Annotated in this window: 14 protein-coding genes; 3 read left to right on the forward strand and 11 right to left on the reverse strand. The window is 38.0% G+C overall.

The window, feature by feature from the left end; genetic code table 11:
- Positions 1-4 precede the first annotated feature (4 nt).
- Positions 5-628 carry a YpmS family protein gene (locus tag J2Z82_RS09110; protein WP_209480494.1) on the forward strand — a complete coding sequence of 208 codons (624 nt, stop codon included), beginning with the start codon at positions 5-7 and terminating at the stop codon, positions 626-628.
- A 29-nt stretch (positions 629-657) separates the two neighbouring features.
- Here J2Z82_RS09110 and J2Z82_RS09115 read toward each other — a convergent pair whose 3' ends face one another.
- Both J2Z82_RS09115 and J2Z82_RS09120 read right to left on the reverse strand, forming a co-directional pair.
- Positions 658-1,641 carry a helix-turn-helix transcriptional regulator gene (locus J2Z82_RS09115; protein WP_209480495.1) on the reverse strand — a complete coding sequence of 328 codons (984 nt, stop codon included), beginning with the start codon at positions 1,639-1,641 and terminating at the stop codon, positions 658-660.
- A 54-nt stretch (positions 1,642-1,695) separates the two neighbouring features.
- Positions 1,696-2,331, reverse strand: a complete 636-nt coding sequence (locus J2Z82_RS09120) for a hypothetical protein (RefSeq protein WP_209480496.1) — start codon at positions 2,329-2,331, stop codon at positions 1,696-1,698.
- Positions 2,332-2,605: 274 nt separating this feature from the next.
- Between J2Z82_RS09120 and J2Z82_RS09125 the strand changes: the two genes are divergently transcribed.
- The gene (locus tag J2Z82_RS09125; RefSeq protein ID WP_209480497.1) at positions 2,606-4,225 is read left to right on the forward strand and encodes an ABC-F family ATP-binding cassette domain-containing protein; all 1,620 of its coding nucleotides are present in this window, start codon (positions 2,606-2,608) and stop codon (positions 4,223-4,225) included.
- Between the two features lie 18 nt (positions 4,226-4,243).
- On the forward strand, positions 4,244-4,690 hold the full coding sequence (locus J2Z82_RS09130) for a hypothetical protein (RefSeq protein WP_209480498.1): 447 nt from the start codon (positions 4,244-4,246) through the stop codon (positions 4,688-4,690).
- Here J2Z82_RS09130 and J2Z82_RS09135 read toward each other — a convergent pair.
- The 9 genes from J2Z82_RS09135 to J2Z82_RS09175 form a co-directional block, all read right to left on the reverse strand.
- Positions 4,650-5,588 (reverse strand): L-threonine 3-dehydrogenase, encoded by a 939-nt coding sequence (locus J2Z82_RS09135; RefSeq protein ID WP_209480499.1) that lies wholly within the window; start codon positions 5,586-5,588, stop codon positions 4,650-4,652. The two genes, J2Z82_RS09130 and J2Z82_RS09135, sit on opposite strands and share 41 nt — an antisense overlap.
- A gap of 46 nt (positions 5,589-5,634) precedes the next feature.
- Complete coding sequence (locus J2Z82_RS09140) at positions 5,635-6,825, reverse strand: glycine C-acetyltransferase (protein WP_209480500.1); 1,191 nt, start codon at positions 6,823-6,825, stop codon at positions 5,635-5,637.
- Positions 6,826-6,900: 75 nt separating this feature from the next.
- Complete coding sequence (locus J2Z82_RS09145; protein WP_209480501.1) at positions 6,901-7,305, reverse strand: hypothetical protein; 405 nt, start codon at positions 7,303-7,305, stop codon at positions 6,901-6,903.
- A 327-nt stretch (positions 7,306-7,632) separates the two neighbouring features.
- A complete protein-coding gene (locus J2Z82_RS09150) occupies positions 7,633-8,409 on the reverse strand; it encodes a 3D domain-containing protein (protein ID WP_209480502.1) in 777 nt (258 codons plus the stop codon).
- 412 nt (positions 8,410-8,821) lie between these two features.
- Complete coding sequence (locus J2Z82_RS09155; RefSeq protein WP_209480503.1) at positions 8,822-9,757, reverse strand: ABC transporter ATP-binding protein; 936 nt, start codon at positions 9,755-9,757, stop codon at positions 8,822-8,824.
- Positions 9,757-10,809, reverse strand: a complete 1,053-nt coding sequence (locus J2Z82_RS09160) for an ABC transporter ATP-binding protein (protein ID WP_209480504.1) — start codon at positions 10,807-10,809, stop codon at positions 9,757-9,759. Before J2Z82_RS09160 ends, J2Z82_RS09155 begins: the two co-directional genes overlap by 1 nt.
- An 18-nt stretch (positions 10,810-10,827) precedes the next feature.
- Positions 10,828-11,985 carry an oligopeptide ABC transporter permease gene (gene opp3C / locus J2Z82_RS09165; protein ID WP_209480505.1) on the reverse strand — a complete coding sequence of 386 codons (1,158 nt, stop codon included), beginning with the start codon at positions 11,983-11,985 and terminating at the stop codon, positions 10,828-10,830.
- Complete coding sequence (opp3b, locus tag J2Z82_RS09170; protein WP_092502152.1) at positions 11,986-12,915, reverse strand: oligopeptide ABC transporter permease; 930 nt, start codon at positions 12,913-12,915, stop codon at positions 11,986-11,988.
- A gap of 153 nt (positions 12,916-13,068) precedes the next feature.
- Positions 13,069-14,781 (reverse strand): peptide ABC transporter substrate-binding protein, encoded by a 1,713-nt coding sequence (locus J2Z82_RS09175; protein ID WP_209480506.1) that lies wholly within the window; start codon positions 14,779-14,781, stop codon positions 13,069-13,071.
- Between the last annotated feature and the right edge of the window lie 56 nt (positions 14,782-14,837).

A 14,837-nucleotide genomic window follows, 5' to 3' on the forward strand; every position in this document is an offset into this window, starting at 1 on the left:
TGGAATGGCGGAACATAAAAAGTCAAAAAATAGATGGAAACGATTTTTTTTGATTTTACTAGGTTTGAACTTTGTCATCTTAATATGTATTGCTGCTCTTATTTTTTGGCCAGTTTCCGACACAAAAACACCTTCTGATGAGGAGTATGAAACGCAGCAAAGTTCAGAATTCGTCGTTCGTACGACCAAAAAGAACTTAAATGAGTTAGTAAATGCATATACCGATAAACTTTTAAAAGGTACTAACCACCATTATGAAGTGACATTGGATGAGGATGTTCACTTGATCGGGGAACTTCCCGTATTCTCATCTACAGTCCCACTCTCTGTTCATTTTGAACCCTTTGTACAGGAAAATGGTGACGTGATTTTAAAACAGAAGTCTATCTCTATTGGTTTACTGGAATTGCCTAATCAGAAAATAATGGAATACATGAAAAAGTACTTGCCAATGCCAAAGTGGGTTGCTGTTGATCCAAAAGAGGAGGAGATTTATCTCGCAGTAACAGATATGGAAATCAGAAGTAATTTCCAAGTTAGTGTAGAGCATATTGACTTAGAAGCAAACAATCTAGCATTTAAAATTAAAGTTCCTTACAAAACACTAGGAATCGAAATAGAAGAATAAGAGAAAAATCGGGAAACTAATCCCGATTTTTAATCTTTATAAACCTCACTCATTTGATTAATTTTGTCTTTCATTTTCTCTACAAGGTGGTCTGGAGATAGAACTTTTGCCTTGTTTCCCCATGTGAGAATCCAATTTATTAACCCATCCGACAGCTTAACCTTGGTTGTCAGCATAAAGTGGTCTTCATCCATTTCTTTAATATCCGCCTCTTGTCCAAAACGATCCAAAACTACATTAACCATGCTGTTATGGAATCTTATTTTCATCCACATTTCTTCTCCGGCAAACATATGAAAGCTTTGATTAACGTACTCCTGAAGATTGAATTCACATTTTGTAAAGTGCTTTTCACTTACCTCGATATGGCGGATTCGGTCCAATCGATAATGCCTTAATTCATTTGTATCCTGAAATCGCCCAATTAAGTAATAATAGTCATTTTGCCAAATTAAAGCATATGGCTCTACATGGTAGAAATCCCCATTACGATGATACTCGAATTCCTTCTTTACATTAAATTTCCCATATTGATATGTAAGTACCTTTCCCTCTGAAATTGCTCGATGGACACAGTCTATATTAATCTTGACCAGTTCATAGTCAATATTGGCTGACTGATCAAACAAAATTGGCTCTGGCAACGTTTTTGCAATATGTTTACTCGTCAGTTCCTTTACTTTCTGAATCAATTTCTCTTTCTCATTTGTTGTAATGAAGCGTGCCGATAAAATAGCATCAATAATCAGGCGCAGCTGATACGTTTCAAATAATCTCGCTTGATGGCTAAACAATATTTTACCGAATTTCCCTTTATTTTGGACAATTTCAAAGTCCATATCATCCAAAGCTTCAAGATCACGCTTTATCGTCCGGTTATCAAAAGTCACATCACCAGCAATTACTCGAATCTTTTCGCTTAGTTCTCCTATACCCATTTCATGATATTCATCCGTTTCATTAAATAAAATCTCTCTGATTTTTAATAATCGATAATTGCTACTTCTTTCCAATTAAATACATCTCCTTCCATAAAAAGAACCTATACATATAATGTAAGGTTCTTCTCATTTGATGACTAATCGTTTTACTTTTTTAGATAGTAAGAAAATAAATGATTGCTTTGTTAATTGTGTGTCACCTTTTACCAGCCTTCGTTGTGTTATCAAGTCCCTTTGGCTTTCTTGATAGTTACCTAGTGTTCCTTGATAAACTAATTCCAGCCCCTCATGATTGCGAATATCTGCTGGGGTTGTAAAACAGGTTGGCTTTCTAAATTCCAGTGATTCAACATCCTGAAGAACCGTAGCAACAAATTGAGAACAAAATAATGCGTCTTCCCTATTTATCTCAACCTGCAGCAATACCCCAATCAAGCCTAGAAAATTGTATTTGTAGTTACTTTTACGCAGTTCGATTTCTTCAATTTTCTCTTTAATTTTATTCGTATCGGTTTCAGATAGCGCATATGAATACACAGCACATGCCGAATTTTTTAAAAAATCACTGCGAATATCTTCCTTCACAAATCCTCCGATAAAAGGATTTCGCGGTTTTTTTCGACCAAAACTGTAAACTTCCTGTAAGTCTGGCTCAAATGCAAGAGAGACATGATTTAAAGGCTGCTTTGTGCAATAGTTAATTAGCCGGGATAAGTATGTCCCAGTGTCTGTAAAGAGAAAATAAATTCTGTTTTCCCCCATTTAAATTCCCCTCCGTTAAGTCACCAATATATGATGGCAACTTGTTAACGTTTTATATATCGTTAATTTATTGTTACATACATTCAGTAAAAAATATAGTCTTTTTTAAGTTACAGATAGTATAAAAGTAAATAATTTTAAATTAATCCAAAATATCTCAAAATTTTTAGTGATTTCTTATTCCCTTAGAAGTTTTTTAAACGTTTACGTTGACGAAATGGCTCAAATCCCGTAAGCTTACCTTGATTACTATTTAATGGAGGAAGCTACAAGCATGATTAATGTTACAAATGTAAGTTTACAATATGGCGATAAAAAATTATTCGAAGATGTAGATTTAAAATTCACTCCCGGGAACTGCTATGGCTTGATTGGAGCTAATGGTGCAGGAAAGTCAACTTTCCTAAAAGTATTATCAGGTGAAGTTGAGCCCCAGTCAGGTAATGTATCTTTATCCCCCGGTGAACGAATGACTGTCTTAAAACAGGATCATTTCGCTTATGAAGAATACGAAGTGCTCGATACAGTCCTAATGGGACATGAACAATTATACAGCGTAAAACAGGAAAAAGATGCTATTTATATGAAAGCAGACTTTTCCGAAGAAGATGGTATGCGCGCAGCTGAGCTAGAAGGCGAATTTGCTGAAATGAACGGCTGGGAAGCAGAATCGGATGCCGCAGTTTTATTAAAGGGACTTGGCCTTCATGAGTCGTTACACTCAATGAAGATGGGTGATTTAGCTGCAGACCAGAAGATTAAAGTGCTGCTTGCTCAAGCTCTTTTTGGCAATCCTGATATTTTATTATTGGATGAGCCTACAAACGGCCTGGATATACAAGCAATACAATGGCTGGAAGAATTTCTGATTAACTTTGAAAACACAGTTATTGTAGTGTCTCATGACCGTCACTTTTTAAATAAAGTATGCACACACATTGCTGATGTTGACTATGGAAAAATAGAAATTTATATCGGCAACTATGATTTCTGGTACGAATCCAGTCAGCTAGCGACAAAAATGGCACAAGAGTCAAATAAGAAAAAAGAAGAAAAAATTAAGGAATTACAGGCGTTTGTTGCCAGATTTAGTGCAAATGCATCGAAATCAAAACAGGCAACATCACGAAAGAAACTTTTGGATAGCATTACTTTGGATGATATCAAACCATCTTCACGTAAATATCCTTATATTTCGTTCACACCTGGACGTGAAATTGGTAATGACTTATTACGTGTAGAAGGATTAACAAAAACAATCGGTGATACAAAAGTATTGGACAACCTTAGCTTTACGATGAATAAAGATGACAAAATTGCCCTCGTCGGTAAAAATGACATCGCTAAGACAACACTTTTCAAGATTCTTATGGGTGAAATGGAACCAGATGCTGGAACATTTAAGTGGGGTGTAACGACATCACAATCCTACTTCCCTAAAGATAATAGCGCCTATTTTGAAAACAATGACTTGCCACTGGTTGACTGGTTGCGTCAATATTCACCAGAAGATGAGACGGAAACATTCTTGCGTGGATTCCTAGGTCGTATGTTATTCTCTGGTGAAGAAGCATTGAAAAAAGCAAGCGTCTTATCAGGTGGTGAGAAAGTTCGTTGTATGCTTAGCAAAATGATGTTAAGCAGTGCGAACGTATTGATATTAGACGAGCCAACGAACCACTTGGATTTGGAATCCATAACTGCATTGAATAATGGCTTGGTTAGATTTAAGGGGTCTATTTTGTTCACGTCACATGACCATCAATTTATCGAAAGTATTGCAAACCGTTTGATTGAAATTACACCTAATGGGGTTATCGATAAAGAAATGAGCTATGATGAGTACATTTCTGATCAAAAGCTGCAGCAAAAAATTGCTGAAATGTATGCTTAATAAAAGAAGAGACTTGATTTGAGTTTTTATTCAAATCAAGTCTCTTTTTTTGCTCGTTTTGGATTGGCTTGTCGCTCGAGTTGCGCAGCTGTCGCTCGAGTTTCACCGCTTGTCGCTCGAGTTTCGCTGCTTGTCGCTCGAGTTTCGCTGCTTGTCGCTCGAGTTGGGCTGCTTGTCGCTCGAGTTGGGCTGCTTGTCGCTCGAGTTTCGCTGCTTGCCGCTCGAGTTCCGCTGCTTGTCACTCGAGTTCCGCTGCTTGTCGCTCGAGTTTCACTGCTTGTCGCTCGAGTTTCGCTGCTTGCCGCTCGAGTTTCGCTGCTTGTCGCTCGAGTTTCACTGCTTGTCGCTCGAGTTTCGCTGCTTGTCGCTCGAGTTTCGCCGCTTGTCGCTCGAGTTGCGCTGCTTGTCGCTCGAGTTTCACTAATTAGTTCGTTTTCAAACTTATCTTATCAATCATGTCTTTAGTCATCCTAGCAATATCATATTCTGCCTTAAATCCCCACTCTTCAGCTGCGTTTGAGGAATCAATACTGTCGGGCCAGCTCTCAGCGATGTTCTGACGAACAGGATCAACATCATAAGTCAATTCAAATTCAGGGATATGTTTTTGAATTTCTTTTGCAAAGTCCTCTGGCGCTGCGGATATCGAGGAAATGTTGAATGCGTTTCTATGTACAAGTTTGTCAGAGTCTGCCTCCATTAACTGGATAATTGCATTTAACGCGTCTGGCATGTACATCATGTCCATATATGTATTTTCAGCTATGTATGATGTGTACTTCTTATTCTTGATTGCTTCATAGTATATTTCTACTGCGTAATCAGTTGTTCCACCGCCGGGAGGTGTCTCATAGGAAATCAAGCCTGGATAACGGACTCCACGAGTATCTACGCCGAATCGGTGAAAATAATAGTCGCAAAGCAGTTCTCCGGCAACTTTATTGACCCCATACATTGTCGTTGGCCGCATTATAGTATCCTGTGGCGTCCTCAATTTTGGGGTAAGTGGACCAAATGCACCAATTGAGCTTGGCGTAAAGAATTGCAGATTAAGTTCTCGAGCTACTTCCAGTGCGTTCATCAGGCCACCCATATTAAGATTCCAAGCTGTTTGCGGGATTGACTCCGCTTTTGCTGACAGTAAGGCTGCCAGATGCATAATTGTGTCTACATTATGCTTCTTTGCTGTTTCAAATAAACTTTCTGCGTTGGTAACATCTATTGTTTCAAATGGACCCTCTTCATCTTCTCTCTTTCGAATATCGGATCCAATTACATTTGATGCACCATAGTGTTTTCGTAATGTTGTTACAAGCTCTGAACCAATTTGACCAGATGCGCCTGTAACTAGTATCTTTTTCATATTAATTACCCCCAACAATTCCTTCAGATAAAGATCTCATCCTTAATTAGATGAGACCCATTTCTTTACCTACCTTTTTATAAATTTCTATTGCTTTATCTAGCATTTCCTCAGTATGTGCTGCAGTTGGCATGTTACGGACTCGCCCCGCTCCTCTTGGAACTGTAGGGAAAACAATCGATTTAGCATAAACACCCTCTTCATTCAATCGCTTACTGAATTTCTGGGTATCATTCTCGTCACCGATGACACAAGGCGTAATTGGTGTTTCACTATTACCAATATCAAATCCTAAATTCTTCAAGCCTTCTTTTAGGTAATCACTATTCTTCCACAGCTTCTCATTTAGTTCCGTGGATTCAATCAGCAGGTCAACCGCCTTTGTGCTTGCTGCCGCATCAGCTGGTGAAACGGCTGTCGAAAATAAAAACGGGCGTGAGCGTACTTTTAACCAGTCGATTAATTCAGCTTTTCCGGCTACATATCCGCCAATTACACCAATGGCTTTAGATAACGTTCCCATCTGAAAATCAACTTTGTCCTGTAAGCCAAAATGCTTAACTGTTCCAGCACCTTTACCTAAAACACCTGATCCATGTGCATCGTCAACATATGTAATTAAATCAAACTCTTCAGCTATATCAACAATTTCTGGCAGTTTGGCAATATCTCCATCCATTGAGAATACACCATCTGTTATAACCATTACTTTGTTATATTGACCGGACTCAACTGCTTCTTTTGCCTTTTTTCTTAAGTCCACCATATCGGAGTGATTCACACGAATTATTTTTGCCTTAGATAAACGACATCCGTCGATAATTGATGCGTGATTTAATTCATCTGAGAGGATTGCATCATTCTTATCCATTACTGCTGAAATAGCAGCCATGTTACAGTTAAAACCTGATTGATAAGAAATAACAGCTTCTGTCCCTTTAAATTCTGCAAGCTTCTCCTCAAGTTTTATGTGCAGATCCAATGTGCCATTGATTGTACGAACAGCACCTGCACCGACACCATGTGAGTCAACTGCATTTTTTGCAACTTCCTTTAGACGTTCATCAGTTGCCAGACCGAGGTAATTATTTGATGAAAGATTTATAAGCTCTTTTCCATTAATGTTAATTGTTGGTCCATTCGCCCCTTGTACAGGATCAATTTCGTTATAAAGACCTCGCTCTTTTAAGTCCATTATATTTTCTTCCAAGAATGAATGTAATACTTTACTTGTCATTCGTTACTTCCTCCTTAAAGTATGTAAACGATAATAACTCTTTATCACTAAATATATTTTAACACATCGTACGTATTATTTAACAATTCCGTTTGATTCATACGATTTCTGCTTTTCATCTTTTAATTTCAGAATAACACCAGTGACTAAAATCAACGATGATAACAATGCAAGATATAGACCTGATCCAGCTTCACTGACCGATTCCCCCATATAATGCTGTGATACTTGTATGATGTAATAAAGCAGGAATACTGCTGCAGCTATTGATCCTGCAATTCCTAATAAACCTGGTGACTTCTTAGTATAAACAGTAAAAATTGGATAAATGAACAAAACAAGAACAATATAGCCGCGATGGGCGAATCCACTTGCGCTATCAGTAAATGCAAGATTAACCCACGGTAAAAACAAGGAAATTATATATAGTATCGTGGAATTTATAATTAAAACTTCACCGATGCTTCTTTTCTTTAACATATGACTCCCTACTTTCTTATTATATTACAAGCTTGTAACATTTACCTATTTTTTATTACATATTTCTATGGTATGTATATCATTATTTTACTATAATATTAAATAGATTAACAAAGTGAGGTATGAAATATGAAAAAACTATTAATTGTACTATTTATGGTTTTAATATTAAGTTTCGGTATTATTGGCTATACCCAATCTACTGATGATACAAACAACGTCGTGGACGAAAAGAATAAAAAAGAGATTATTGTTAATTAATGTTTAATTGCAAAATAAAAAAGGAAAACATCTACTAAAAGATGCTTTCCTTTATATGCTAGTTAGCTATTCAACTATTGTTACATCAACTGTGCGAACGCCCCAGTCATATGCTTTGTCTTTTGTTTTTACATAAACGTCAATTTTATTACCTTTAATTGCACCACCGATATCTGCAGCAGTTGCATAGCCGTAACCTTCTACATACACCTCAGATCCAAGTGGAATTACATTAGGATCGACTGCAATTACTTTAGCATTTGGGTTTGCATTTAAGTCAACTCCAGTAGAAGTAACCCCAGAACATCCATCGCAATTTGCAGTGTATGCAGTCGCACTGACTGAAATTGTTTTACCTTCTGGCTTATCTTGTGATGACTTTTCTTGTTTACTAGATTCTGCAGTTTCATTTGATGAACCATCGTTATTAGAAGATTCATTTGATGAACTTTCTGTTGAAGCTGTTGCTGGAGCAGAATCTTCCTTCGCTACATTAACACCTTTAATTTCAAGTTCTTGTCCAATTACAATTAGATCTGATTCGAGTTTATTCCATTTTTTCAGATCTTCCACAGATACATCATACTCTTTTCCAATTCCAATTAATGTATCACCTTGCTCTACCATATATGTCTCATTTATAAATAGTTTCTGCTTTGGCTGTATAACTGTTGTTTTTAACTCGTTAGTTTCAACCAATTCATCTACAGTAGTATTATATTCCTCTGCGATATCCCAAAGGTTATCTCCTTTTTCAACCTTGTATTCCGCTGCAGATGCAGTGGTTAATGTTGCGCCAGCAATGATGACACCTGTAGCTATTGATGCTACTAATTTCTTCATAGGTAGTCCCTCCTTTAATTTCTGACATTGCCCATAGTATCACAGGTTAATAGGCAATGCAGTTACAAGACTTTTAAGAGTCTATTACAAGGATTACCAAACTAGCGAAGATTTATTACAATTATAATAGATTTATTTCAAAGTACTATTTTTGTTACATATTTATATAAGAATAACTGGTTTAGATAGTATGATAGACTTTATTGTAGTCAGATCTTAATAAAACTCCTGCTGTTTTAAGCAGTGGTCCGTTTATATGTATCGCTGATAGTGATAAAGTAGCTTGAATCTAAATTCACCGAGCGTTTATATGAAATTCTGTTGAACCCCAACTAAACTTATTTTTATTAAAAACAGCATTTTTTTCCCAAAACTAAACCCCTGCTGTTAATTCAGCAGGGGTTTTACTTACTTATTTATTATTTAATTGCTCTTGATACTGCTGAAACTCTTTCTCAGTACAGCGAACCCAGTGATCCGGTTTAACTTCACGAAATTCTGGTTCTTCATCAGTATCATAATCAGCAGGATCGTATGCGAACCTTTTCCGACTTCGTTCATATTCTGGGTCTGGTAATGGAATTGCTGATAAAAGTGATCTTGTATATGGATGAAGTGGATTCCTGTACAACTCATCACTGTCAGCCAGTTCCACCATATTACCATAATACATAACACCTGTACGATCACTGATATATTTAACCATTGAAAGGTCGTGAGCTATAAATAGGAATGTAAGGTTATGTTCACGCTGTAATTTTTTAAGCAGATTCACAACCTGTGCTTGAATAGACACGTCAAGTGCTGAAATAGGTTCATCAGCTATAATGAATTCTGGCTCAACCGCTAAGGCTCGTGCAATACCAATACGCTGCCTTTGACCGCCACTGAATTCATGTGGAAAGCGAGTTGCATGCTCTTTATTCAGTCCGACTGTTTCCAGCAATGATTCGACACGGTTTTTACGCTCTGTTTCATTTTTTGCCAAATTATGAATATCAATGCCTTCTGCAATGATATCCATAACAGTCATTCTCGGGTTTAATGAAGATGATGGATCCTGGAAAATCATCTGCATTTTCCGGTTAAATTTTAGCATATCCTCTTTGGATTTTTTGCCGTGAACACTTTCATTTTTATATTTAACTTCACCACCAGTTGCCTCATATAAACGGATGATTGTCCGGCCAGTTGTTGATTTACCACAACCGGATTCACCAACAAGACCGAATGTTTCCCCTTTATAAATATCAAATGATATCCCGTTCACCGCTTTGATGGTGTTCTTACGCCCTGCTTTAAAGAATTTCTGTAAATTTTTTACTTCAAGGAGTTTTTCGTTTTCCATTACTCTTCACCATCCTTATCGTCTGTCGAAGCAAATCCTTGCATTCTACGTTTGACGGAAGCAGGTGGTTCCATTTTTGGTGCATCCTTATGCAATAGCCAGGACGCAGCATAATGTGTATCAGATACCTTAAACATAGGCGGTTCCATCTTCGTATCTATCTCCAATGCGAATTCATTTCTTGGGGCAAATGCATCCCCTTTAGGTGGATTCAACATATCTGGAGGGCTTCCTGGAATAGTAAATAATTCTTCCTCTTCACTATCAAGTGTTGGCATTGAGCCCAGAAGTCCCCAAGTATACGGATGTTTTGGATTATAGAATATCTCATCCACTTTCCCAATTTCAACAATTTTGCCAGCATACATAACCGCAACCCGATCCGCAACATTTGCCACAACACCCAGATCATGCGTGATAAATACAATCGCACTGTCTGTTTCACGTTGAATGTCCTTCATGAGATCGAGAATTTGTGCCTGAATAGTAACATCAAGTGCTGTAGTTGGTTCATCAGCAATAAGTACTTTCGGATTACAGGCAAGCGCTATTGCTACTACTGCACGCTGACGCATTCCACCGGAAAATTGGTGCGGATACTGATTTAATCTTAGCATAGGGTGTGGAATTCCAACTTGCTCCAATAGATCAATCGCTTTTTGTTTTGCTTCTCCACGTCCCATATTCCTGTGTTTGATCAGACCCTCCATAATTTGGTTCCCCACTTTCATTGTTGGGTTCAGGGAGGTCATAGGGTCCTGGAATACCATGGACATATCTTTTCCGCGAATTTTTTGCATTTGCTTATTTGAATAGTTAGCAATATCATTTCCTTCAAATAAAATCTCTCCTGATTTTATTTGCCCTTGTGGCTTTGGAAGTAGTTGCATAAGAGCTTTTGTTGTTACGGATTTCCCAGAACCAGATTCACCAACAATAGCCAGGGTTTCACCTTTTTCTACATCAAAGCTCACACCTCGAACAGCTTGAACTTCACCGCTGTAGGTGTTAAATGATACGCTCAGATCTTTCACTTCCAATAATTTACTCATTCAAAGACACCTACCTTTTTATTTATGCATTTTCGGATCAAACGCATCGCGAAGTCCGTCACCAATCAAGTTGAAGGCAATCATGATTACTGAAATCAAGACTGCGGGATAAAATACCATGTAAGGATAAAGTCTAAAGACATCGAAGCCTGAATTAATTAATGCACCAAGCGATGCTTCAGGTGGTACAATACCAAGCCCAATGAAGCTTAAAAATGCTTCGAAGAATATCGCATTCGGGATGGTGAACATTGTATTAATAATAATTATCCCTGCAACATTTGGTAACAAATGTTTCGTAATTGTTTTTCCGCCTGATTGGCCTAGTGTCCTTGCGGCAAGCACAAATTCCTCGTTTTTCAACTTCAGAATTTCACCCCTTACAATACGTGCCATACCTATCCATCCGGTTATCGTAAGGGCTATGATAATAGAAACTATGCCTGGCTGCAGTACAATGATCATCAGCAGGATAACAACAAGGTTAGGAATACCGACGAGAATTTCAATTATTCGTTGCATGAAACTATCAATTCTTCCGCCATAGTATCCGGAGATACCGCCATAGGCTACACCTATCACCAGATCAATCAATGCAGCAACTGAAGCAATAATAAGAGAAACTCTTGTCCCCAGCCACATTCTTGTCCATTGGTCACGTCCGAGTGTATCGGTTCCTAACCAATAGTATTGATCCATCATTTCCTGCGCTTCATAAATATGATAAGTAGCCTCTACTTCGGCTGAGTCCTTTGAGCCATCTCCTTCAGCCAGTACTCTTATATCAATAAAATCTTCTTTGTTATCATAACGCATAACCGCGTTTTTAGTTGCGTCTTCAACCGTATCGCCATCGAATTCACTTGTTAAAGTACCATTTAAACCTAGCCAGGATATGTTTTCTAGAACCGGTACACGTGGTGGCATTTTTGCCCTTGAAAGATCCTGACCATCCATCGTATGCTCGTTGAAATATGGTCCTATAATACTCAAGAGAACGACAATAACCAGCAGAATCATACTAATAACAGCAAATTTATTTTTGAAAAAGGTTCTTCTTGCATCCTGCATAAATGATCTCGGGGGACCAGAAATCTTTTCACTTGTATCTTCTTTCCGTTCGAGGGGAACTAAAAGTTCTTTAGGTACATCTTTATGCTCGTTTTCTTGTGTCATTTAACTTTCCCCTCCCGTCAGTCGAATTCTTGGATCGATTAATACATATAGAAGGTCGATAACTAGAATAATTGCCACAAATAAGAAGGCAAAGAATAGCGTCAGACCCATGATGGTAGGGTAGTCCACAACCATGACAGATGTAACGAATTGTTCACCAATTCCCGGTACGGCAAAAATCTGTTCAATAACCAGTGTTCCTGTCATTAAGCCAACGGCCATAGGACCTACTACTGTTACCAGTGGAATTAGAGCATTTCTTAAACCATGCTTAAAAATAATTCCAAACTCAGTTACACCTTTAGCTCTTGCTGTAGTAATAAAATCAGAGCCAAGTACTTCAAGCATTTCTGTCCTTGTAAAACGAGCTGATATTGCCATCGGAAAGATTAATAATGCAATTGTAGGCAATATGGTATGTTCATATGTCCCCCATAATGCAACAGGGAACATCTCAAACTTCACGGCGAGATACCATTGTAGTAACCCTGCAAATATAAAGGAAGGAATAGAAGTACCCAATACAGCAATAATGGTTGAGGTATAATCAAGTACACCATTATGTGAAATGGCTGCCACCAGCCCGAATAATATACCTAGGACTGTCCCAAATACGAGGGCTTGTGCACCGAGTACCATGGAGGGACCGATACGAGCCATAATGATATCCGTTACCGGGGTATTGTCAAACTGGAAGGAAATACCTAAGTCACCTTGTACAAGACCAGCTATGTATTTCACGTATTGAACAGGAATGGGATCGTTCAATCCGTATTTTTCTAATACAATTGTCTGTTGTGCTTCACTTAGTTTGTTTTCAACTGATAGTGGACTTCCTGGAAGCATTTTCATAAGAAAAAACGAGACGGTGGCAATAATGAACAATGTAATTGCCATATAAAAAACACGCTTTAATATATAACGAAGCATTTCTGCACCTCCTGAATTTCTGTTTAATCGTGCTGATATTAAAATATTCAATATTATATGACTTTTTAGTAAAAAGGGCAAAAGAGAGCATATGCCATAAGGTCATATACTCTCTTCCCTTTCAAATTATAGCATATTTTATTAAAATAATTTTTATTCTTCTGCTCCTACGCTTGCCCATTTGTATTCGTAAGTAGGGCCGAACGCATTAACGTAAACATCTTGAACACTTGGACGTACTAGCTGAGCAGATGCACTTTGATAAATAGGTGCTACAGCTGCTTCTTCAGCTAGAATTTTTTCTGCTTCAAGGAAGTTTGCGTAACGAGCTTCAGGATCTTGTGCTAGCGTTGTCGCAGTTTCTTCTAGCAATGAATCATATTTTTCGTTTGAGAATCCCATTTTGTTGTTTCCGCCATCAGTAAGCCATAAGTTTAAGAAAGTATATGGATCAAGATAGTCTGGTCCCCAACCAGCGAACTGAATTTGGTAATCCATGTTTGTATCCAAATCAAGGCGCTGTTCAAATGGAACTTGCTTCAATTCTACAGTTAATCCTGGAAGATTTGTTTGAAGCTGATTAGCAAGATATTCGTTCATTGTTTTAGCAGTTTCACTATCGCCTGCTAAGAATTCTAATGTTACAGAATCTTGACCAATTTCTTCAAGACCTTTTTCCCAAAGTGCCTTTGCTTCCTCGACATCATGTGTTACAAGATCGCCATTTGCCTCACGGAAGTCTTCGCCGCTTGGAGTCTGTACGAAGTCTTTAGGAACAAATCCTGTTGATACAAGTGAACCATTGTTAAGAATTTCGTTAACTAATGCTTCCTTGTCAAATGCTTTACTAATTGCTTTACGGATATTAACATTTGCAAGCGCATCGCTTCCAGTTTGGTTAAGTTTTAGATAGAATAATGATGTTTCAGGTACTACACGATAATCGTCATGTGTAGAATATTGATCTACAAGGTCAGAAGATAAACCAGCACGGTCAATTTCACCGGATTCATAAAGGTCTACTGCTGTTTGTGGATCTTTTACAACTTCATAAGTCATTTTTTCAAGTTTTACTGTTTCAGCATCCCAGTAGTCTGCATTCTTGTTAAGTTCCCAAGAACTGCTTGTGCTTTCCCAGTTATCCAATGTATATGGTCCGTTGAAAACAAGTGTGTCTGTGCTTGTAGCATACTTGTCACCTTGCTCTTCAACAAATTTCTGATTTAGCGGATAATATGTTGCAAATGTAGTTAATGACTCAAAGTAAGGTACTGGGTTTTCCAGTGTAACTTCAAATGTGTAATCATCAACTGCTTTTACACCTAATTCTTCAACAGGTACATCACCTGAGTTAACAGCTGTTGCGTTTTTAATAACGCCACCCATCATGTATGGACCATACTCTGATCCAGTATCAGGATTTACTGCACGCTGCCATGAATAAACGAAATCATGTGCTGTTACAGGGTCACCATTTGACCATTTAGCGTCTTCGCGAAGCGTAAATGTCCAAGTAGTACCATCTTCACTAATCTCGTGATCTGTGGCAATACCAGGTACAACTTCTCCATCTTTCAAGCGATAAAGCCCATCCATTGTTGCACCAAGGAACTGAATACCATACTCATCAGTAACCATAGAAGCATCCATTGATGGAATAGTATCACCATTAATGAAGTTCATTACCTGTTCAGGCTCTGAAGCTTCTTCTTCTCCTGTATCTTCTTCTCCGCTGTCTGCCTCAGTGTTAGTGTCTTCTCCACCTTCTGACGACGTATCGCCTCCGTCATCTCCACCGGAACAAGCTGCGAGGAAGAGACCTAGCATTAAAGCTAGTGCTAAAAACCATACCTTCTTCAACTTCATGTTGAAAATTACCCCCTTGATAATATTAATTTTTCTGACTTTTTAGCAGATTCTAT

Source organism: Virgibacillus litoralis (genome assembly GCF_017873675.1).
GTDB classification, from domain to species: domain Bacteria; phylum Bacillota; class Bacilli; order Bacillales; family Amphibacillaceae; genus Lentibacillus; species Lentibacillus litoralis.

Bases quoted from the DNA above. Each gene is read 5' to 3' on its own strand.
- J2Z82_RS09140 (WP_209480500.1), bottom strand. From the start codon at position 6,825: ATGACAAGTAAAGTATTACATTCATTCTTGGAAGAAAATATAATGGAC.
- J2Z82_RS09145 (WP_209480501.1), bottom strand. From the start codon at position 7,305: ATGTTAAAGAAAAGAAGCATCGGTGAAGTTTTAATTATAAATTCCACG.
- J2Z82_RS09150 (WP_209480502.1), bottom strand. From the start codon at position 8,409: ATGAAGAAATTAGTAGCATCAATAGCTACAGGTGTCATCATTGCTGGC.
- J2Z82_RS09125 (WP_209480497.1), top strand. From the start codon at position 2,606: ATGATTAATGTTACAAATGTAAGTTTACAATATGGCGATAAAAAATTA.
- J2Z82_RS09155 (WP_209480503.1), bottom strand. From the start codon at position 9,757: ATGGAAAACGAAAAACTCCTTGAAGTAAAAAATTTACAGAAATTCTTT.
- J2Z82_RS09135 (WP_209480499.1), bottom strand. From the start codon at position 5,588: ATGAAAAAGATACTAGTTACAGGCGCATCTGGTCAAATTGGTTCAGAG.
- J2Z82_RS09110 (WP_209480494.1), top strand. From the start codon at position 5: ATGGCGGAACATAAAAAGTCAAAAAATAGATGGAAACGATTTTTTTTG.
- J2Z82_RS09160 (WP_209480504.1), bottom strand. From the start codon at position 10,809: ATGAGTAAATTATTGGAAGTGAAAGATCTGAGCGTATCATTTAACACC.
- opp3C (WP_209480505.1), bottom strand. From the start codon at position 11,985: ATGACACAAGAAAACGAGCATAAAGATGTACCTAAAGAACTTTTAGTT.
- J2Z82_RS09175 (WP_209480506.1), bottom strand. From the start codon at position 14,781: ATGAAGTTGAAGAAGGTATGGTTTTTAGCACTAGCTTTAATGCTAGGT.
- J2Z82_RS09120 (WP_209480496.1), bottom strand. From the start codon at position 2,331: ATGGGGGAAAACAGAATTTATTTTCTCTTTACAGACACTGGGACATAC.
- opp3b (WP_092502152.1), bottom strand. From the start codon at position 12,915: ATGCTTCGTTATATATTAAAGCGTGTTTTTTATATGGCAATTACATTG.